The following is a 19,923-nucleotide window of genomic DNA, read 5'->3' as shown; positions in this document are numbered from 1 at the left end:
CATAAGGGCTCTTTTGTAGGTTTTAAAATGAAGATGATTTAATTATCTTTTTTTATTTTTGAGTTTTCTAGAAGATATGCAATCTCGTCTTGCGCTGCAGCATGTAGTTTTGCTCTAAAAGCCTGAACAGTTTGTTCAATTAAGGTATCGGCCTCTAATTCAAGACGAATTTTAAGACTATCAATTTGTTCGACAGCATCATGTTCGGAAAGGTTTAAATGATGTGTTAAGAAATATCCTAAGCTATCTGGGTTTTTTGAATAACGTGAAGCATAACGACGAATTTCAAGATCTACATTATCTTTTAATTTCGAAAGCTTTTCTGTTTCTACTATTCTTTTTTGCTCTTCATCAATAAGTAATTGTTGAGCATAAGCTTCTTCTTCAGCACGTTTTTCAGCAAGCTTTTTTTCTAATGCTTGTTGACGACGAATTTTAGCTTCTTCAATTAATCGTGCTTTAAGTTCAGCATAAGCAGTATCAATTGTTTCTAAAGATTTTTGTTGTTGTGCTAGATCATATTCAATCCATGTATCTAGAGCAGTTTCAGGTTTAAGAACTTCACAGATACGTTGCAGATCATCAAGATATGCCTGACGTACAGCTTCAGGTGCTTCTAACCAGCGCTGTTTAAAATCTGGTCCGACATTTAATGCCACAAGATATCTCCTTTGTTAACATGACTATAGTTTATGTGTTTGTGGTTGGATACCATGTTTTCGGTATTGTTTAAATTTTTCACGCCCAAGTTGTTTAGCTATTTCATTATTTTCAATAATTTCAATTACATGATTTACAGATTCAAAATTTTCAAATATTTGATTATTAAAATTAAATATAATCCAATCTGAACTTGTAGGCAAATGCTCTGAAATGCAGATTGAGCTTTCGAGTTGATGAATGCCATGTGGAATAAAACTGGTTGGGTCAAATGTCCATAATCGATCATCAATCTCTTGTTGCAAGGATTTATCTGCACAAAATAACCAGATTTTAGCTTCAGCCTGTCGCATAATTTTTCGACATAAACGGCAAGTACTTTCGACTTGCCGTTCAGGGCTTTTTTCAAAGAGATAAAAGCTTACTTTAGCCATTCGTATTTACACGATTAGCTAAGAATTGCATTAATAATGGTACAGGACGACCTGTTGCAGATTTATTTGCACCAGAATTCCAAGCTGTACCTGCAATATCTAAGTGTGCCCAACGATATTCACGAGTAAAGCGTTGTAAGAAGCAAGCTGCTGTAACTGAACCCGCTTTTGGACCACCAATATTTGCAATATCTGCAAATGGAGAATCTAATTGTTCTTGATAGTCTTCAAGAACAGGCATACGCCATACACGGTCAAATGCTGTTTGTCCTGCTGTAGTGAGCTCTGCTGCCAATTCATCATCTGGTGTAAACATACCTGTAAGTACTGAACCTAAAGCAACAACACATGCACCTGTTAATGTTGCAATATCAATAACAAGGGCAGGGTTAAAACGTTTTACATAAGTGAGAGTGTCACAAAGTACTAAACGACCTTCAGCATCTGTATTTAAAATTTCAACAGTTTGACCGCTCATCGTTGTTACGATATCACCTGGACGTGTTGCTTTTCCTGAAGGCATATTTTCAGCAGCAGCAATAGCACCTACAACATGAATAGGTAGTTTTGCTTCACATAGTGCACGCATAGTACCTAAAACAGATGCTGAACCACACATATCGTATTTCATTTCATCCATGCCAGCGCCTGGTTTAAGTGAAATGCCACCTGTATCAAAAGTAATGCCTTTACCCACAAGAACAACAGGTGCTTCAGAGCGATTTGCTTGATATTCTAGAGTGATAATACGCCCTGGGCGATCAGAACCTTTGCTTACAGCAAGGAAAGCACCCATACCAAGGTCAGCAATTTGTTGTTCATCTAAAACAGTAACTTTGAGTAGATCTGGGAATTCTGCTGCTAAAGCAATTGCTTGATCTGCAAGATATTCTGGGAAACATACATTTCCTGGACGATTACCTAAATGACGAGCAAGAGTTTGACCTGATTGAATTGCTTCAATAAGTGCTAGCTGTTCGTTATTTAAAGTTGTTTCTGTAGCAACAAGATTAATTTGTTCTAAAACAAATTCATTTTTTTTCGATTTATATTCATCAAAAGAATATGCTGCTTGAGTCAAACTAAGTGCGAAGAGATAATGAAGCTCTTGAGGTAGTTTTGAAATATCAACACTAATCTGTTTGAATTTTTTTTGAGAAGCTTTGATAATTGTCTTAGAAATTTCGGCTAATTTCGCTGGTTTTAATTCAGCTGTTTTACCCAAACCTAATAATAGGCTATTTGCACAAACAGATGTCTGATTAATTAAAGGTAGTGATTCATTCAATCCAGCTTTAAATTGCGTTGATTCGACCAAGATATTGATGTTCTCGATTGAATATGCTGTTGCAGTATTTTGGATCTGTTCTGAATCTACTAAAATAACGAGATGTTGGTCAGAATTTTCTTGATATGACGAATTAATAGTAAGTTTCATATGAGGTATTCGTGCCTTTTAGAAATTTAGAGTTCATTGAAACATTTTCATCAACTTAGTTTCAATGTGCAACATGAGTATAGTTTTATATTTTTAACATTAGGGTAAACTAATGCGAGTTTTTTTACCCCGTTTCTGGAAGAATTAATTTGATTATTCGGCGTTATCTGGTCAAGCAAGTGGTTTCAACTTCATTGGTAGTGATTGCCTTATTGACATTGATCATGATGGGTGGTCGACTGATTAAGTATTTTGGTGTAGCTGCACAAGGGCGTTTAGATGTCAGTATTTTATTTAGCATTATTGGATACCGCTTACCAGAATTTTTGACATTAATTCTTCCATTAGGTTTTTTCATTGCATTAATGTTGGTTTTTGGTCGACTTTATGTTGACCATGAGATGGCTGTATTTAATAGCAGTGGGCTTAGTCGAAATCATTTAGCAAAGCTTCTTGTTCCAATGACTATTGTATTTATGATAGTACAAGGGTTCTTAATGTTTTGGGCAGGACCATGGGGTGTTAGAAAATATGAAGAACTCACCTCAACTCAAGCCATTCGTTCAGGATTTGATTTAGTTCGACCAAAAGAATTTATTTCATCTGGACCTTATACAATTTATGCAGGTGATCTTTCAGAAGATCGAAAAAGATTAAGAGATATTTTTGTTTATCAACGATCTGGTGATGTGAAAAAGCCAGATATTATTATTATGGCGAGAGAAGCTGAGCGAGTTGATGTCCCTGGTGATACAGCGAGTGTTGTTGATTTAACAGAAGGTCGCCGTTATGAAATCTTACCTGGACAACCAAAATATTCTCATATTGAGTTTGAGAGTTATCGATTACGGTTAGAAAATAATAAAGAAGCAAAATTTGATAGCACAGAAGTTGATGCGTTACCTACAACTCAGCTTTGGGAAAATAGACAAGATCCCGTTGTTGCAAGTGAATTATGGTGGCGTGTATTTGTTCCATTTACTGTATTTGTGGCGTTATTCTTAGCAGTTGCATTATCTGAAGTAAATCCACGACAAGGGCGATATTTAAAGCTTTTCCCTTCATTGCTCATTTTTGCAAGTTTAATCGTTGTTTTAATGGCACTTAAAACACGTATTACGAAAGAAGAAGTTGGGGTATGGAGTTATCCAGCAGTGCTTATCGCATATTCTCTTTTTGCTGCATTATTTTCACGTAAGCAAAAGTTAACGGCAAAGTTTAAAAATACCACCAAGCAAGTGAGGTCTTAATTATGTTAGCTCGTAGAATTGTTGCGAAGCATGTAACGAAAACGACTGCACTTGCGATGATTGGTGCTACGCTTATTTTATCTGGATTACAAGTTTTATTTACTTATTTGGGTGAGCTTGGCTCATTGGAAGATGGCTATGGTGCTTTAGATGCATTGAAATATGTATTGTGGGGAGCACCTAAATATCTATATGAAATTTTACCCATTTCAGCATTGATTGGTGCTGTTTTAGGTTTAGGTATTTTGGCTTCTAATAGTGAACTTATTGTGATGCGTGCTTCAGGCATTAGTCTATGGAGCATAGTTGGATGGGTCATTCGTTCAGCACTTATTTTAATTGTTTTAGCATTTACCTTAAGTGAGTGGGTTATTCCATATACCAATGAGCAAGCCAAAAATATTAAAAAGCATAGAACTGTTGCAGAGTTAGGATCTGTTCGAGGCTATTGGACCCGAGAAGGGCAGCGCTTTATTTATATTGACTATGCGAATTCATTAGGACAGTTAAAAGGCGTTGAAGCTTTAGATTTTGATGAAAAGTATAATTTGCGAGCGACAATTTCTGCTGAGCAAGGTAATTTTATTACTGATGGACGTTGGGACTTAAAAGATGCCAAAGAATTGGATATTTTAAATGATGGTAATGCGCATGTAGATGTTTTACCTAACTTACCATTAGCAATGGCGTTACAACCTAAATATGTTCATATGGTTACGATGGACCCAAATGATTTATCACCAAGCCAATTAATTAGTATTACAAGTTATATGCATGAATATAGCCAAGTTCCAAAAACATACCAATTGGCATTTTGGCAAAAAGTAGCAACACCTTTTTCTTTAATAGCATTGGTTGTTGTTGCTTGTTCCTTTATTTTTGGACCTTTACGTCAGCAGTCAATGGGCTTTCGCTTAGTGATTGCATTATTTACAGGTTTAGGTTTCTTTTATTTGCAGGACTTTTTTGGATACGCAAGTTTAGTGTATTCACCATCACCTGCATGGTTTGTCTTCCTTCCTATTCTTTTCGTATTTTGTATTGGTGGATACTTATTGCACCGAGCAAGATAAAGTGATCTTAAATAGAAGAAAACAATAGTGTTAAAAGGCTTAAACCATAGGCTTTAAGATAGAGTCTTACCTGAAAAAAAGGTAAGATATGTTGATGAATTAGTAAACAGAAAGAGTGTACATCATGACGGATGCAACTGCTGGAAAAATCCCTCACGTATTGGTAATTATGGATGGTGTTGGGCATCGTATTGAAGAAAAAGATAATGCTTTTTTAGCAGCGAAACGTCCAAATTTGACAGCAATGCAGGAAAATCATCCTCATAGCCTAATTTCTGGATCTGGCGAAGATGTTGGTTTACCTGATGGTCAGATGGGGAACTCTGAAGTTGGTCATATGAATCTTGGTGCAGGTCGTGTGCTTTATCAAGATTTTACACGTATTACTAAAGATATTCGTACAGGTGCATTCTTTGAGCATGAAGTACTTGTAGATGCAGTTGAAAAAGCAAAAGCAACAAATAATGCCGTACATATTATGGGATTATTATCTCAAGGTGGTGTTCACTCACATGAAGATCATATTGTTGCAATGGCAGAATTAGCACTTAAACGTGGTGTGAAAGTTTATTTACACGCATTTTTAGATGGTCGTGATACTCCACCGAAAAGCGCTCAACCTTCTTTAGAAAAATTAGATGCTTTATTTGCTCAATATCCTGCTCAAGGTCGTATTGCGACAATGATTGGTCGTTATTTCGCCATGGATCGTGATAACCGTTGGGATCGTGTTGAACAAGCTTATCGTTTATTGACTGAAGGAGAGGCTGTTCGTACAGCAGCAACAGCAGTTGAAGGCTTAGAACTTGCATATGCAGCTGAAGAAAGTGATGAGTTTGTAAAAGCAACACGTATTGGCGATGTTGCAAAAGTTTCAGATGGCGACAGCTTAATCTTTATGAATTTTCGTGCAGACCGTGCACGTGAGATTACACGTGCATTTGTAGAAAAAGACTTCGCTAGTTTTGAACGTAAGGTTGTTCCACAGCTTGCAAAATATGTCATGTTAACGCGTTACCAAGCAACAATTGATGCACCAGTTGCATACATGCCTGAAGCTTTAACGAATTCAATTGGTGAGTATTTATCGAATTTGGGTAAAACACAATTACGTATTGCTGAAACAGAGAAGTATGCTCATGTAACATTCTTCTTTAGTGGTGGTCGTGAAGATGAATATCCGGGTGAAAAACGTATTCTTATTCCATCACCAAATGTTGCAACTTATGACTTAAAGCCAGAGATGAGTGCTTATGAAGTTACTGATGAACTTGTTGCAGCGATTAATTCAGGTGAGTATGATCTACTTGTTGTGAACTTCGCAAATGGTGATATGGTAGGGCATACAGGTGTATTCTCTGCAGCGGTTAAAGCAGTTGAAGCAGTTGATACCTGTTTAGGTCGTGTATATGACGCTGTAATGGCACAAAATGGCCATATGCTTGTGACTGCTGATCATGGTAATGTAGAACAAATGCAAGACTATGAAAGTGGTCAAGTACATACCCAACATACAACGGAATTGGTTCCGTTTATTTATGTGGGGCCAACTCAAGCTGTTATTGCTGAGGGTGGTGTATTGGCAGATGTTGCACCAACGCTTTTAAGTTTAATGCAACTTCCTATTCCAGAAGAAATGAAGGGTCGTAATTTAATTACCCTTACACCATAAATAAATTTATAAGGTGAATTATGACTCGGCACACATATTTAGTTTTTATAACTTTACTGGCGTGTTCGGGTCTTTTCACTGTATGGGCTGCACCTGCAAATAATAACCTTTCAGGTTTTGATGATGAATTAGATCTGAAATCTGAAGAAGTACCTGTAGAATCTATCCAAAAATTTGTACAGATTTATGGCATTGTGCAGGATAATTATGTTCAAGAAAAAAATGATGAACAGTTGTTTCAGCAAGCGATTAAAGGGCTTGTAAGTGGGTTGGATCGTTATTCTCGTTATTTATTACCTGAAGAATATAAGCAACTTGTTCAATATACAGAAGGTGATATTGCTTCAGTAGATTTTGAATTGGAACATAATGACAAGATTAATCAATGGGTTATTAAAAATATAAAAAAAGATGGAGATTCATCTAAACAAGGGCTCAGAAATGGTGTTAGTGTTTTTAAAATAGATGATCAAGAACTTAAAAAACTGAATCATGACCAAGTGAATAATTTACTCAGTGGTGCTGTAGGCTCAACATTAAGTATTCAGCTCGCAGGAAATAGCCAACCATTTAATTTGGTGCGGAATAAAAAAGTTGAAACAGATATCCAAGCACAACTTTTAAACAATCATGTCTTGGTGGTTAAGGTCAAAGTTTTTCAACAAGATACAGCAAATCAGATTTCAAATTTGATCGATCAATATTCTGAAAATGGTATTAAAGCAGTTTTAATTGATTTAAGAAATAACCCAGGTGGCTTATTGTCAGCAGCCGTAGAGTCTGCAGATTTATTTTTAAGTCAAGGTATTATTGTATCAACAAAAAGCCGAAGTGAGGGTGATCAGCAATATCAAGCATTGCCAGGATATGATCATGATCAATTGAAAGTAGGAATTTTAATCAATAATCGTTCAGCATCTGCGGCAGAGGTATTTACGGCAGCCTTAAAAGAGCATGGCCGTGCATGGGTTGTGGGTGAAAAAAGTTATGGTAAAGGTGTGGTACAAAAGCTATTTCCTTTATCTGATAATTCAGCACTACAAATGACGGTTTCTCATTATTACACACCGAAAGGGAATATGATTGAGGGAATTGGGATTGAACCAAATCATAGCTATGTTTTACCACCCGATATGAAAGAAGAAGCATATATTGAACATGTTGCTGAGCTTCTTCTCAACCAAAAATAATAAATATAAATTTTTAATATTTTGATTGAGTTTTATTCATTTTCTAAATTGAGTTTTTTCAAGCGATATCTCAATGAACGGAATGACATTTTTAATTTTTTTGCAGCAAGTGTTCTATTCCAATAAGTTTGGTTAAGTGCATTTAAAAGAACCTCTTTTTCAATTCTTTCCAGATAAGCCTCTAAGCCTTCACTTGGCAGTATCTGACCTAATTTTTCATAATTATCATTATGCTGATTTTTTAAAGGTTCTAAAGATGAATTGCGAATTTTTCGAACTGAAATTGTTTGAAGATGTTCAATACTAATTACATGATGGTCACATAAGGTCATAGCTCGTTCAATCATATTACGTAGTTCACGTACATTTCCAGAATAGTATTGGGAAAGTAAAAAAATCTCAGCATCTGTACTCAATGTTTTTGGAGCAATCCCCCAATCATGGGAAATTTTTTGGCTGAAGTAGTTTGCAAGGAGTAAAATATCACTTTCTCTTTCGCGTAATGGGGGAAGGTGAATATCCATCACATGTAGGCGAAAGAATAAATCTTGCCGAAACTTTCCTTGTTGAACGAGATGCTCTAAGTCTTGGTGGCTGGCACTAATAATTCTAAAGTCAACATCAATTTCCTGATCTGAACCTACAGGACGAATTTTTTTCTCTTGAACGGCTCTTAATAATTTAACCTGCATATTTAAAGGTAACTCTGCAATTTCATCGAGAAATAAACTTCCACCATGTGCAGATAAAATAAGCCCTTGTTTGTCTTGTGTTGCACCTGTAAAACTGCCTTTTTTATGTCCAAATAACTCACTTTCCATAAGATCAGTTGGTATAGCACCGCAATTGATTGCAATAAAGGGTCCATCATTTCTATGACTTAGTCGATGAATTAAATTTGCAACTACTTCTTTTCCTGTACCTGATTCACCTGTAATGAAAACAGGGGCTTGTGATCGGGCAATTTTTTTTATTGTGATCCTCAGTTGTTGAATTGGTTTAGATTCACCAATGAGCATCTTATGTTCAAGTAAAAGTTCTTCTTGGTTAAAGTCAGAAAATTTTAAAGGATGATTTAAAGCTTTTTCTAATAATTGTTCTAAGTGCTTTTGATTGATTGGTTTACTGACAAAATCAAAAGCTCCCGCTTTCAGAGCAGAAATCGCAATATTCATGTTGCCATATGCGGTTAAAACAGCAACAGGAAGCTGAGGATATTGTCCCGCTATATATTCAACCAATTGAATACCATTACCATCTGGTAAATTTAGATCGGTTAGACAAGCATCGAAATGTTGTTGTAAAAGTAATGTTTTTGCTTCTTTAATATTATGAGCAATTTGAGATTGAACTCCCATTCGAGATAGACTCATTGCCATTAAATGGCATAAATCCTCCTCATCATCGACCAGAAGAACGATTGCATTCGAATTCAAAATTTTCCCCAAAAAATTTTAAATTACAGCTAAATTTGAACACTCAATTCTAAAGCATGCCCCAAACTCTTTTTCTACATAGCTTAGTTTGGCTTGATTTGCTTCGCAAAAACTCATCGATAAATATAATCCTAAGCCTGTACCATTAATGTCAGTGCTAAAGAAAGGTTTAAATAAATCATTAAGATCTTGTTGGGCAACTCCTGAACCAAAATCTTGAATTTCTATTCTCACTACGTTTTGTTTTTTGTATGTTTTAAGCAAAATATAGCTGTAATCTGGATTATTATGTTTTATAGCATTTCGAATCAAATTGATTAGAATTTGCCTTAATTGTAATTCATCAAATAATATACTTAAATTAGGTTCAGATTCTACTCTTATTTTTTGATAAATATCGGATAAATCTTCTTGTAAAAAATACTTTAAAAAATAATCAAGTTCAATACGAGTTGGTGTGGTTTCTTTATTTTTTGCCATACCTAAAGTGTCTTCAATAATTTTATTCATTCTTAATGCTTGCCGATCAATCATTTCTGTTAATTGTTTTTGTTCTATTGAGCTACTTTGTAAATAAAGTTGGTTCGCTTGCATGATTGCAGCTAAAGGATTGCGAATTTCATGTGCAATACTGGCTGAGAGTTGTCCTAAAGCAGCTAATTTAAGTTGTTGAACTTGCTGATTTAGAAATTTTGCATCTTGAATAGTTAATAAAACTAATGTTTGTTGTGGAACTTTGAGCTCTTGTATGTGGATCACTGTGTGATATTCAGCTAAACGAGAGGTAAATTGAAATTTGTCTCCATCTTGTAAGGTTGCTAGGTCTAAACGTTGAAATAAATCTGGCTGTAGATATTGTAAGGATACATTTTCTGTTTCTTGTGAGGGGGGTATTCCTAAGAGTTTTCTAGAAGCTGGATTGCTTAAAATCATGTCTCCTGTTTGAGTTAAAACTAAATATCCCGTTTCAATTTGTTCAAGAATATGACGATTAATATTTTGTAATTGATGAAGCTCTAAAGATTGACGATAATTTGATTTTTCTAATGAGCGGAAACGTTTTATCGTGATTTGTCCACCCACATAAACGAATAAAAAAATGATGGCTAAAAGTGCACTATTTCCAACCTGACCTAGATTAATAATGGAAAATAAGCTTCCTACGATATACTGATAAACAACGCTAATGACGGCAATGAGAGTAATTAAAAGTGCTTTTTTAGATTCAAGAAGAATAGAGGCAGCAAAAATAGTGATTGTAAAGAGCAAATTGACAGAAAAATTTGAACCGTGAGAAGCAAAGGTTAATAGGCTATAAACGATGACATCTATAGCAAAAAATAGTGTTATATTTTGATTTATTTTTAGATTGAAAAATATGTAGCTTATGAGTTGGAGTGAACTTAAAATAACGTAACAAATAAGAGTAAGAAGATACAGTTGCGGAAAAATATAGTTCGTATCAGCGCTTTGAGTATTTGAAAAGAAAACAATTAAGAGACAGACGGCAATAATACAACGGTATGAACCATACCATAATCCAAGATGGTACTGGCTCAAACGTGTATGATGATAGAGCATTTAAACACTCTACTGTTTTATGGTTTAACAAGACCATAACGCATGGCAAGATGCGTTAACTTTACATCACTATCAATATTCAGTTTTTCAAAAATTCGATAACGATATGTATTTACAGTTTTAACACTTACAAATAATTTATCGGCAATTTCTTGAGTAGAAATACAATTCACAACCATCATGGCAACTTGCATTTCACGTTCTGACAAATTATCAAAAGGGGACTGTTGAGTGTCAGATAAATAAGAACTTGCTATTTGCTCTGCAATATCAGCACTAAAGTATTTACCACCTTGCATGACTTTGTTAATGGCACGAACCATTTCTGAAACAGGTGCACCTTTAGTGATATAACCTTTTGCTCCAGCTTTAAGAATTAAAGAAGGGTAAGGTTCTTCAGCTAAACCACTTACAGCAAGCACTTTGGTCATTGGTGCTGTTTGTAATAATCGACGCGTAGTTTCAACCCCACCAATTCCTGGCATATTGACATCGAGTAAGACGACATTTGGTGGATTTTGACGAACCATATTAATGGCATCTTCACCAGATTCAGCTTGTCCAATGACTTGAATTTCAGTATGATCTTCTAGCATACGGCATATTCCAGTCCGTACTAATTCATGATCGTCTACAACTAAAACAGTGATCACCATGCTTTCCCTCTAGTTACTTTTCATATTTTTGTTACATAAAGCAAAATAAGCTTGCAATGAAACGACAAAATTAGCAATCCTATATAGGATTTTCTAATCGAAAACTGTTACATACATGATGTGAGAAACTAAAATATCACTTTTTGTTGTAAATGTAAGACATATTCGGAGTAATACATCAATGTATTACTTTATTGAAGTTGAGTAAAGACAAGTGAACAATTCTAAAAAAGCGCTTATGCGCGTATTGGGAATAACATTCCTTTTTAGTGCAACAACCTTCTCACAAGCTGAGATCGTTGTAAATAACTTATCAAAACAATCAGGTCAGCCTAACACAAGTTGGTCATCTGAAGATGTTGAAATGTTATTGAATAAAGATGTTGCCAATGTGGAACTTAGTCCACAGGGGAGCGTGACGGTTAAAACGACACGCAATATTTCAACAATACCATCTACACCTGTACTATCAAAACCTGGACAAATTGTAGATACAACTGCTGTTTTTAATAACTCACCAGATGTAAGTGCCCGTGCTGCATTGGTGATGGATGCTGAAACAGGTGAAGTACTTTATAGCAAAAACTCAAATGCATCACTTCCAATAGCATCAATTACAAAGTTGATGACGGCAGTTGTTATTGCAGATGCACGGTTGAATATGTCGGAAACGATTACTTTGCAACAAGGAGATTTTTCTTGTGCTGGCTGTAAAAGTTCTAGCTCAACTTTACGTGCTGGCGATACAATGAATCGTGCTGAAGCATTATTATTTGCTTTAATGAAATCAGAAAATCCTGCTGCTGCGGCACTTGCTCGTACGTATCCAGGTGGTCGTTCTGCATTTATTGCTGCAATGAATGCGAAAGCAAAACAATTGGGAATGACAAGTACACATTATATGGAGTCTACAGGATTACATCCTGGAAATGTTGCTTCGGCACGTGATTTGGGTATTCTGGTCACGGCCGCATCACAGTATGGTTTAATTCGCCAATTCTCAACAACACCAACGTATGATTTTAATTTAGGTTATCGTGTTCTTAAATCAAATAATACCAATGCCTTAGTACGCAATGGTGGTTGGAATATTAATATTTCTAAAACAGGCTTTATTAATGAAGCTGGGCGTTGTGTTGTCATGCATACGACTTTAAATAACCGTCCTGCAATTGTAGTTATTTTAGGTGCTCCAACAACGCAAGCGCGTAATGATGCTGCTGTAAATTTAATGACATGGACAAGTCATTTACCAAAAAGACTTTAATATTTAGTACTTGAATTTACTCAACATTCAAGTGTTAAAAATGTAAAGAAGCCCTGCAATTGCAGGGCTTCTTTACATTCTACAAATATCAACTTACATATTTGAAAGAATTGATTCTTTTACTTGGCTCATTGTTGCATCAATAGAAAGCATTACAGCATCTTGGCATTGTTTGATTGCTGTATCAGGATCTTTAAGACCATTACCTGTTACTGTACAAACAATCACTGAACCTTCAGCAATTTTACCTGCTTTAATGTCACGAATTGCACCACCTACAGAAGCTGCAGAAGCAGGTTCTACGAATACACCTTCGTACATTGAAAGTAAGCGTTGAGCTTCTAAAATTTCAGTATCAGTTAATTCGTCGAACCAACCATTTGAATCACGTACAACTGCTTTAGCATGGTTCCAGCTTTGTGGATTACCAATACGAATTGCTGTTGCAACAGTTTCAGGGTTTTCAACTGGAGCACCACGTAAGAATGGTGCAGCGCCAGATGCTTGATAACCTGCCATAATTGGTAAACCAGCAGGTTTTGGACCAGTAAATTGATCAGTTTCAGCATCATAAACGACTTGCTCGAATTCATCAGCAGCTTGATTTGCAACAGCTTCTGTATAACCCATCCAGTGAGCAGTGATGTTACCTGCATTACCTACAGGTAGGCAGTGATAATCAGGTGCGCGACCTAATTCATCAACGATTTCATAAGCAATGGTTTTTTGACCTTGCAAACGGTACGGATTGATTGAGTTTACAATTGTTACAGGTGCTTGATCTGCAACTTCTTTAACAAGGCGCATACCATCGTCAAAGTTACCGCGAATTTGCATTGTGATTGCACCGTACATCATTGCTTGAGCCATTTTACCCATAGCAATTTTGCCTTCTGGGATTAAAACGAATGCTTTGATACCAGCACGTGCAGCATATGCAGCAGCAGCAGCAGAAGTGTTACCTGTAGATGCACAAATAATGGCTTTAGAACCTTCTTCTACAGCTTTTGTTACTGCCATAGTCATACCACGATCTTTAAATGAACCAGTCGGGTTTAAGCCTTCATACTTCACATAAATTTCAACATTTTTGCCAATAATGCGTGGAATATTCTCAAGCTTAATCAGAGGCGTATTACCTTCACCTAAAGAGATTGCACGAGTTGTTTTAGAAACTGGTAAACGGTCACGATAGCGATCAACTAAACCAGTATAACGATTGGCATTAGACATGATGATGTTCCAATTGTGTGTAGAGCTTGGTGAGGAGAGATTATAAGAAATATTCTCCTCAACCCGATTAATTATCAAGCGATTCTAAACGAATTTTTACGACTTCGCCATGAATGACAGGAAGTGCTTGAATTTGTTTTAACGCTTCATCCATTTTAGATTCTTTAACAGGATCTGTCAGAATAACGATAGGAATAAGATCTTTTAAGCGCGGTTGTTGCATAATGGCATCGATACTAATTCCATTTCGGCTTAAGATTGCAGTAACTTCTGCAAGTACACCTGTTTGGTCTTCAGCATTAATACGAAGATAGTATCCAGTGGTCATTTCTTCACGAGATAAAATATTTAAATCTGTGAGGGCTTCAAATGCAAGCTGTGGAATAGTTCCAGCACCATCTTCAGTATAAGAAATATCACGAACAATATCGACAACGTCAGCAACAACAGCAGAAGCTGTTGGACCTGCACCTGCACCTGCACCGTAATATAGAGTAGGACCTACTGCATTGGCTTGAACGAGAACGGCATTTTTAACACCATTTACATTTGCAATGAGTTGATCTTCAGGAATAAGTGTTGGATGTACACGAAGTTCAATGCCTTTTTCAGCACGACGTGCAATACCTAAATGTTTAATACGAAAACCTAAGTCTTCGGCATATTTCACATCTTGTGCGGTAATTTTACTAATGCCTTCTGTGAAGACTTTATCGAATTGAAGTGGAATACCAAAAGCAATTGATGCTAGAAGTGTTAATTTATGTGCTGCATCAATACCTTCAACGTCAAATGTTGGGTCTGCTTCAGCATAGCCGAGTTCTTGAGCTTCTTTAAGAACATCTTCAAATGCACGACCTTTATCACGCATTTCAGTCAAGATGAAGTTACCAGTACCATTAATAATACCTGCTAACCAATCAATTTTGTTGGCAGCTAAACCTTCACGCATTACTTTAATAATTGGAATACCACCTGCAACCGCTGCTTCATAAGCAATCTGTACATGGTGGTCATCTGCAAGTTTAAAGAGTTCATTACCGTGTTCAGCTAAAAGTGCTTTGTTTGCAGTAACGACTTGTTTACCATGAATAATGGCTTCTTTAATGACTTCATAAGCAGGATGAATTCCGCCCATAACTTCAACAACAACATCAACATCGGGTTGACGAACAATATCAAGTAAATCTGCGCTTTGTTTAACTGTTTCAGGAAGATCTAAATCAGGACGTGGACGACGAGTGCCCACATAAGTAATTTGAATTTCACGACCGGTGCGACGTTTAATCTCAGCAGCATTTTCTTTTAATAGTTTAAGGGCACCACCACCCACAGTACCTAGACCGAGGATTGCCAGACGAACTGGTTTCACGTCACACTCCATATATATCAATTTATAGTTAAGCATAGATCATAGCTAAAAAAACGCTAGGACTCTAGCGTATATTTAATAATATATTTAACTATAAAAAACAATAATTTAAATTATAAAATTTAGTTATTTAACCGATTACTTAATTCATTCGCTGAAAGATAGCCACCTAAGTAGACACCATCTTGAGTATAAATTGCAGGTGTACCATTTACACCCATCTTTATTCCAAGTTCGTATTGAGATAGAACAGGATTTTTACATGATGCAGGTGGAAGTTCTTCTCCTGAAATCGCTTGATTAAAGGCAGTTTGACGATCTTTACTACACCATACACTTTCCATTGTTGGAATAAATTCTTCACCACGTGGCCATGCGATATAGCGTACTTCAATGCCTTTGGCATTCATTTCATCTATTTGTTCATGTAGTTTATGGCAATATGGACAGCTTACATCTGTAAAAATATAAACAATGTGTTTAGTTTTCCCTTTAGCCTTATAAACAATAAGGTCTTTTGGATTGAGTTCTCCAAGTAATGCTTTATTGGTTTCTGCTTGAAGAGGCTCGCTAACATCAAAAAGTTTTTTATCGCCTAAGCGAATGACATCACCTTGAAAAATATATTTACCATCTGCTGTTGCATAAAGAGCAGGTAAACCTTTAAGTTCAACCCAAAATAAATTTGGAACTTCTGTCGGTTTTACATTTTCAATTTGGGCTTGAAGACCTGCAGTTTTAAAATGCTCAGTGAGAGTTTGAATTAAACGATGTTGTGCATTACGTTCTGTGAGGGTAGATGCTTCACCAGTTGCAGGTGCACTTGCTGTTAATGTTCCTGTTTTATTTTCATTTTCAGATTTGGAACATGCTGAAATAAAAAGAGTTGAAGCAATTGCACATGCAATGAAGATTTTTGAGTGGGTAAAAGACATCATTAACCCTTTATTGCTAATCTTAGAAATTGATCTGTAGCATAGCAAAAAAATAGGATTCAATAAAAACTTCTTAGTTAGAACTTTACATTTTTTAGTTTTATGCCCTTGGGTGATGCATTGCGTGTAATTGTTGCATTCTGATTTGTGCAACATGGGTATAAATTTGAGTTGTAGATAAATCACTGTGTCCAAGAAGCATCTGAACTACACGTAAATCTGCACCATGATTGAGTAAATGCGTTGCAAATGCATGTCTCAATGTATGAGGTGAAAGCTCTGCTTGAATACCTGCTTGTAGGGCATAACGTTTGATGGCATACCAAAAATTTTGTCGGCTCATAATGCCGCCGTGTTGTGTAAGAAATAAATAATCTGTTGACGTCTTATATAAAAGAGGGCGTGCCTCATTCAGATATTTTTCAACCCATTCACACGCGATTTGTCCTAAAGGAACGAGACGTTCTTTATTCCCTTTCCCAACAATTCGTAAATAACCCTGTTTCAGGTTAATAAGTTCCAAGCGTAAATTAAGAAGTTCAGTGACACGTAAGCCACAAGCATAAAGGACTTCAAACATCGCACGATCTCTCAGACCAAGCGCTGTTGATATATCTGGAGCTTGAATAAGCGCCTCGACCTCTTGTTCTGATAAATCTTTTGGAAGAGCTCGACCAATTTTTGGTGTTTTATGAACAGCCACTGGGTTGTCCGATCTAAGTTTTTGTTCTCTTAAAAATTTAAAGAATGAACGTAAAGCAGAAAGCGTTCTAGCAATAGAGCGAGGGCTTTTTTCCTGTTTTGTTAGCTCAAGTAAAACGTCTGCGATATTTTCACTAGACCAAGAAGGTAATGATGTTTTTTGTAACTCAGCACATTGTATTAAATCTGAGAGATAGGCATTTCTTGTATGTGGGCTGACTGTATGAGCAATAAGATAATCACGATATCCATGTAAAAAGCTGAGTTCTTTGGGAATTGTTGTTGGTGCGGGAATACGTGGTTTTTTATTTAACATACATTCATTCAGCTTTACTTAAATAAACTAAAAATAGACTTTAACTTAGTTACTCTAATGTAATTCTTTTGTAGTGTCGATGTGGTATAAGAAAATAAGAATAGAAATCGAAACGATTTGTTAATTATTCTCATTTGTTTGTATAATGTTCAAAATTTTTTAGGGTTAGATGCGTGCGTTTATCTGATTTAAAAGTTAAACAGACTGCTGTAATTCAGAAAGTACATCGTACTACTGGAGGCAGTAACTCTGAAACGGATCTTATAGCAAGTCGTTTAGAGACTTTAGGATTTGTACCTGGAACTAAGGTACAGGTCATCACGAAAGGTATTTTCGGTGGTGATCCAATTTTAATTCAAGTTGGATTTACCCGTTTCGCGTTACGCAAAATCGAAGCCGAAAAAGTTGAAATTGAAGGAGCATCTGCATGAGTGATGCGTTACGTATTGCCCTTGTAGGTAATCCTAACTGTGGTAAAACCTCTTTATTTAACCATTTAACAGGTACACGCCAAAAAGTTGCGAACTATGCAGGTGTAACGGTTGAACGTAAAGTAGGTCAATTTACCCTTCCATCTGGTAAGGCTGTAAGAGTTTTAGATTTACCAGGGACTTATAGTCTTGAAGCAACTAGCCCTGACGAAGCGATTACCCGTGATGTTGTGCAAGGAAAAATTCAAGAAGAAGGTGATCAAGATGCATTTTTATGTGTCGTTGATGCGACTAATTTAAATCTACATTTAGGTTTAGTGCTTGAAATGATTGAACTGGGACGCCCAGTTTTACTTGTATTAAATATGATGGATGAAGCACGTCGTCGTGGCATGCAAATAAATACACAAAAGCTATCTGAGCGATTAGGTATTCCTGTTGTTGAAACAGTTGCTGTACGTAATTCTGGCATTGAGGGATTATTACAGGCACTTGATGAGCAAAAGTACACGGTACCACGTACTGAAATGACAGGGCTTACAGGTGATCATCATCATAAAATTGCAACCATTTTAAATGATGTTGTGATTTATGTAGATCAAGAAGATAAGCGAACCGATTTTTTTGATAAGATTTTTCTTCATCCAGTTCTAGGTTTACTTAGCTTAGCAGTGATGATGTTTATTATTTTCCAAGCAGTTTTTGCTTGGGCTGCACCATTTATGGATGGCATTGAAACATTCTTTACATGGTTAGGTGAGTTTGTTGGTGAGTATATTTCTCACCCATTATTAAATAGCTTAATTGTAGATGGTGTTATTGCTGGAGCTGGTGGAGTTGTGGTGTTTTTGCCACAAATTTTAATTCTATTCTTCTTTATTTTAGTTTTGGAAGAGTCAGGTTATTTACCACGAGCAGCATTCTTACTTGATAAGTTGATGTATAAAGCTGGTCTAAGTGGTCGAGCATTTATTCCTTTATTATCTAGTTTTGCATGTGCAATTCCAGGCATTATGGCAACACGTAGTATTTCTGATCCACGTGATCGTTTAACTACAATTTTTGTTGCGCCATTAATGACATGTTCAGCACGTTTACCTGTGTATGCATTGTTAATTGCAGCATTTATTCCAGCAGAAACCGTGTGGGGAATTTTTAATTTACAAGGTCTAGTCATGTTTGGTTTATACATGGCTGGAATAGTAAGTGCACTGTGTGTTTCATTTGTATTGAAGTTTTTCCAAAAAGACAAATCTCAACATATGTTGTTAATGGAATTGCCTAGCTATCGTTTCCCAGATTTAAAAAATGTATGGATTGGTATTCTTGATCGAGGCAAAATTTTCTTAAAGCGTGTTGGTGGAATTATTTTCGCTTTATCAATTTTGTTATGGTTCTTATGTACATTCCCACAACCACCAGAAAGTGGAACTTTACCTGCTATTGATTATTCATTTGCAGGGATGTTAGGGCATGTTTTACAACCAATTTTTGCTCCACTTGGCTTTAACTGGCAAATTTGTATTGCTTTAATTCCAGCAATGGCAGCACGTGAAGTTGTTGTTGCGGCTTTAGGTACGGTATACGCTTTATCTGCAGTAGATGAAGATACGATGTCTGAAGGTTTAATTTCAATTATTAGTGGTGGTAGTGATCTTGGTTGGTCACTTGCAACTGGATTGTCATTGCTCGTTTGGTTTATCTATGCACCACATTGTTTGGCAACACTTGCAACAGTACGCCGTGAAACAGGCTCATGGAAAACAGTCAGTTTCATGACGGTTTATTTGTTTGGTTTAGCATATTTGATGTCATTCCTGACATATCAAATTGCATCACATTACTTGGGTTAACATAGCTTAAAGTGATAGGAGATTGAAATGATTGAGTTTCTGATAGTGGCTGTTTTAGTCATTTGGAGTGTCATTGTGGTGTTTAAGAAAGTTTTTCCTAGAACATCAAACTCAGTTTTTACGTCACTGTCGAATGTATGTGAGCAAAAGGGTTGGATAACTTTAGCAAAATGGTTAAAACCAGCAATGGCGATAGGTTGTGGTGGAAATTGTGGTTGTTCTGCCACAGATGAAAAATCAACAAAAAAGGCAGAAGTGCAAGCAGTAAAATGGAAGTAATTCTGGCTTTGCTTGAACCTCACCAAAAAGCCGTCTAAATAGACGGCTTTTTTACGCACTGACACAAAAAAATCAAAGAAAATGAAAACAGAAAAAGCAAATAAAATAGCAAAGTGCTAACATTTCTAAAATTTAAAATGATTTC

The 19,923-nt window shown here is 36.1% G+C and carries 18 protein-coding genes; 8 read left to right on the top strand and 10 right to left on the bottom strand.

Translation table 11 applies throughout. The features are described 5' to 3' along the window. Window positions 1–38: 38 nt before the first annotated feature. The 3 genes from blhA to AOY20_RS03025 are packed head-to-tail and all read right to left on the bottom strand — an operon-like array spanning window position 39 to window position 2,532. Window positions 39–659 carry a cell division protein BlhA gene (blhA, locus tag AOY20_RS03035; protein ID WP_054580496.1) on the bottom strand — a complete coding sequence of 207 codons (621 nt, stop codon included), beginning with the start codon at window positions 657–659 and terminating at the stop codon, window positions 39–41. Window positions 660–683: 24 nt separating this feature from the next. Beyond that, window positions 684–1,094, bottom strand: coding sequence for a DNA polymerase III subunit chi (locus AOY20_RS03030; RefSeq protein WP_054580495.1), 411 nt, complete (start codon window positions 1,092–1,094; stop codon window positions 684–686). Then, entirely contained in the window at window positions 1,087–2,532 is a 1,446-nt protein-coding gene (locus AOY20_RS03025) for a leucyl aminopeptidase (RefSeq protein ID WP_054580494.1), read from the bottom strand. Before AOY20_RS03025 ends, AOY20_RS03030 begins: the two co-directional genes overlap by 8 nt. A 149-nt stretch (window positions 2,533–2,681) precedes the next feature. On the opposite strand from AOY20_RS03025, the gene lptF reads away from it, so the two are divergent. From lptF to AOY20_RS03005, 4 genes are all read left to right on the top strand, one after another. Further along, on the top strand, window positions 2,682–3,782 hold the full coding sequence (gene lptF / locus AOY20_RS03020) for an LPS export ABC transporter permease LptF (RefSeq protein WP_054580493.1): 1,101 nt from the start codon (window positions 2,682–2,684) through the stop codon (window positions 3,780–3,782). Window positions 3,783–3,784: 2 nt separating this feature from the next. Next, window positions 3,785–4,855 (top strand): LPS export ABC transporter permease LptG, encoded by a 1,071-nt coding sequence (gene lptG / locus AOY20_RS03015; protein ID WP_054580492.1) that lies wholly within the window; start codon window positions 3,785–3,787, stop codon window positions 4,853–4,855. A gap of 124 nt (window positions 4,856–4,979) precedes the next feature. Then, on the top strand, window positions 4,980–6,527 hold the full coding sequence (gpmI, locus tag AOY20_RS03010) for a 2,3-bisphosphoglycerate-independent phosphoglycerate mutase (protein WP_054580491.1): 1,548 nt from the start codon (window positions 4,980–4,982) through the stop codon (window positions 6,525–6,527). 20 nt (window positions 6,528–6,547) lie between these two features. Further along, window positions 6,548–7,717, top strand: coding sequence for a S41 family peptidase (locus AOY20_RS03005; protein ID WP_054580490.1), 1,170 nt, complete (start codon window positions 6,548–6,550; stop codon window positions 7,715–7,717). A 32-nt stretch (window positions 7,718–7,749) separates the two neighbouring features. Here AOY20_RS03005 and AOY20_RS03000 read toward each other — a convergent pair whose 3' ends face one another. The 3 genes from AOY20_RS03000 to gacA all read right to left on the bottom strand — a co-directional run bounded on the left by AOY20_RS03000 (window position 7,750) and on the right by gacA (window position 11,387). Continuing rightward, window positions 7,750–9,096 (bottom strand): sigma-54-dependent transcriptional regulator, encoded by a 1,347-nt coding sequence (locus AOY20_RS03000; protein WP_054580489.1) that lies wholly within the window; start codon window positions 9,094–9,096, stop codon window positions 7,750–7,752. A 75-nt stretch (window positions 9,097–9,171) separates the two neighbouring features. Beyond that, window positions 9,172–10,734, bottom strand: coding sequence for a two-component system sensor histidine kinase NtrB (locus AOY20_RS02995; protein ID WP_054580488.1), 1,563 nt, complete (start codon window positions 10,732–10,734; stop codon window positions 9,172–9,174). Window positions 10,735–10,751: 17 nt separating this feature from the next. Next, window positions 10,752–11,387: a response regulator transcription factor GacA gene (gacA, locus tag AOY20_RS02990; RefSeq protein WP_054582524.1), complete on the bottom strand. Its 636-nt coding sequence runs from the start codon at window positions 11,385–11,387 to the stop codon at window positions 10,752–10,754. Window positions 11,388–11,604: 217 nt separating this feature from the next. On the opposite strand from gacA, the gene AOY20_RS02985 reads away from it, so the two are divergent. Continuing rightward, complete coding sequence (locus tag AOY20_RS02985; protein WP_144424753.1) at window positions 11,605–12,657, top strand: D-alanyl-D-alanine carboxypeptidase family protein; 1,053 nt, start codon at window positions 11,605–11,607, stop codon at window positions 12,655–12,657. A gap of 93 nt (window positions 12,658–12,750) precedes the next feature. On the opposite strand, the gene thrC is transcribed toward AOY20_RS02985, so the two are convergent. The 4 genes from thrC to xerD form a co-directional block, all read right to left on the bottom strand. Next, complete coding sequence (gene thrC, locus AOY20_RS02980; RefSeq protein ID WP_054580486.1) at window positions 12,751–13,890, bottom strand: threonine synthase; 1,140 nt, start codon at window positions 13,888–13,890, stop codon at window positions 12,751–12,753. 67 nt (window positions 13,891–13,957) lie between these two features. Further along, window positions 13,958–15,262, bottom strand: coding sequence for a homoserine dehydrogenase (locus AOY20_RS02975; RefSeq protein WP_054580485.1), 1,305 nt, complete (start codon window positions 15,260–15,262; stop codon window positions 13,958–13,960). 122 nt (window positions 15,263–15,384) lie between these two features. After that, window positions 15,385–16,197, bottom strand: a complete 813-nt coding sequence (locus AOY20_RS02970; protein WP_054580484.1) for a DsbC family protein — start codon at window positions 16,195–16,197, stop codon at window positions 15,385–15,387. A 100-nt stretch (window positions 16,198–16,297) separates the two neighbouring features. Then, window positions 16,298–17,215 carry a site-specific tyrosine recombinase XerD gene (xerD, locus tag AOY20_RS02965; protein ID WP_054580483.1) on the bottom strand — a complete coding sequence of 306 codons (918 nt, stop codon included), beginning with the start codon at window positions 17,213–17,215 and terminating at the stop codon, window positions 16,298–16,300. A gap of 173 nt (window positions 17,216–17,388) precedes the next feature. On the opposite strand from xerD, the gene AOY20_RS02960 reads away from it, so the two are divergent. Genes AOY20_RS02960 through AOY20_RS02950 form a run of 3 tightly spaced genes read left to right on the top strand, consistent with a single transcriptional unit; the run spans window position 17,389 to window position 19,778 of the window. After that, on the top strand, window positions 17,389–17,646 hold the full coding sequence (locus tag AOY20_RS02960) for a FeoA family protein (RefSeq protein WP_054580482.1): 258 nt from the start codon (window positions 17,389–17,391) through the stop codon (window positions 17,644–17,646). Continuing rightward, window positions 17,643–19,499, top strand: a complete 1,857-nt coding sequence (gene feoB / locus AOY20_RS02955; RefSeq protein WP_054580481.1) for a ferrous iron transporter B — start codon at window positions 17,643–17,645, stop codon at window positions 19,497–19,499. Before AOY20_RS02960 ends, feoB begins: the two co-directional genes overlap by 4 nt. 27 nt (window positions 19,500–19,526) lie before the next feature. Next, a complete protein-coding gene (locus AOY20_RS02950) occupies window positions 19,527–19,778 on the top strand; it encodes a DUF6587 family protein (protein WP_054580480.1) in 252 nt (83 codons plus the stop codon). Window positions 19,779–19,923: the final 145 nt, after the last annotated feature.

The sequence above is a fragment of the Acinetobacter equi genome, from assembly GCF_001307195.1.
GTDB lineage: Bacteria > Pseudomonadota > Gammaproteobacteria > Pseudomonadales > Moraxellaceae > Acinetobacter > Acinetobacter equi.
The sequence above is the reverse complement of the archived record's forward strand: the minus strand, read 5'-3'. Positions and strand labels throughout refer to the sequence as shown.

Coding starts and splice junctions, on each gene's coding strand:
- thrC (WP_054580486.1), bottom strand. CDS start 13,890: ATGTCTAATGCCAATCGTTATACTGGTTTAGTTGATCGCTATCGTGAC.
- AOY20_RS03000 (WP_054580489.1), bottom strand. CDS start 9,096: ATGGCAATGAGTCTATCTCGAATGGGAGTTCAATCTCAAATTGCTCAT.
- AOY20_RS02950 (WP_054580480.1), top strand. CDS start 19,527: ATGATTGAGTTTCTGATAGTGGCTGTTTTAGTCATTTGGAGTGTCATT.
- gpmI (WP_054580491.1), top strand. CDS start 4,980: ATGACGGATGCAACTGCTGGAAAAATCCCTCACGTATTGGTAATTATG.
- AOY20_RS02995 (WP_054580488.1), bottom strand. CDS start 10,734: ATGCTCTATCATCATACACGTTTGAGCCAGTACCATCTTGGATTATGG.
- AOY20_RS03025 (WP_054580494.1), bottom strand. CDS start 2,532: ATGAAACTTACTATTAATTCGTCATATCAAGAAAATTCTGACCAACAT.
- xerD (WP_054580483.1), bottom strand. CDS start 17,215: ATGTTAAATAAAAAACCACGTATTCCCGCACCAACAACAATTCCCAAA.
- AOY20_RS03030 (WP_054580495.1), bottom strand. CDS start 1,094: ATGGCTAAAGTAAGCTTTTATCTCTTTGAAAAAAGCCCTGAACGGCAA.
- AOY20_RS02970 (WP_054580484.1), bottom strand. CDS start 16,197: ATGTCTTTTACCCACTCAAAAATCTTCATTGCATGTGCAATTGCTTCA.
- AOY20_RS03005 (WP_054580490.1), top strand. CDS start 6,548: ATGACTCGGCACACATATTTAGTTTTTATAACTTTACTGGCGTGTTCG.
- lptG (WP_054580492.1), top strand. CDS start 3,785: ATGTTAGCTCGTAGAATTGTTGCGAAGCATGTAACGAAAACGACTGCA.
- feoB (WP_054580481.1), top strand. CDS start 17,643: ATGAGTGATGCGTTACGTATTGCCCTTGTAGGTAATCCTAACTGTGGT.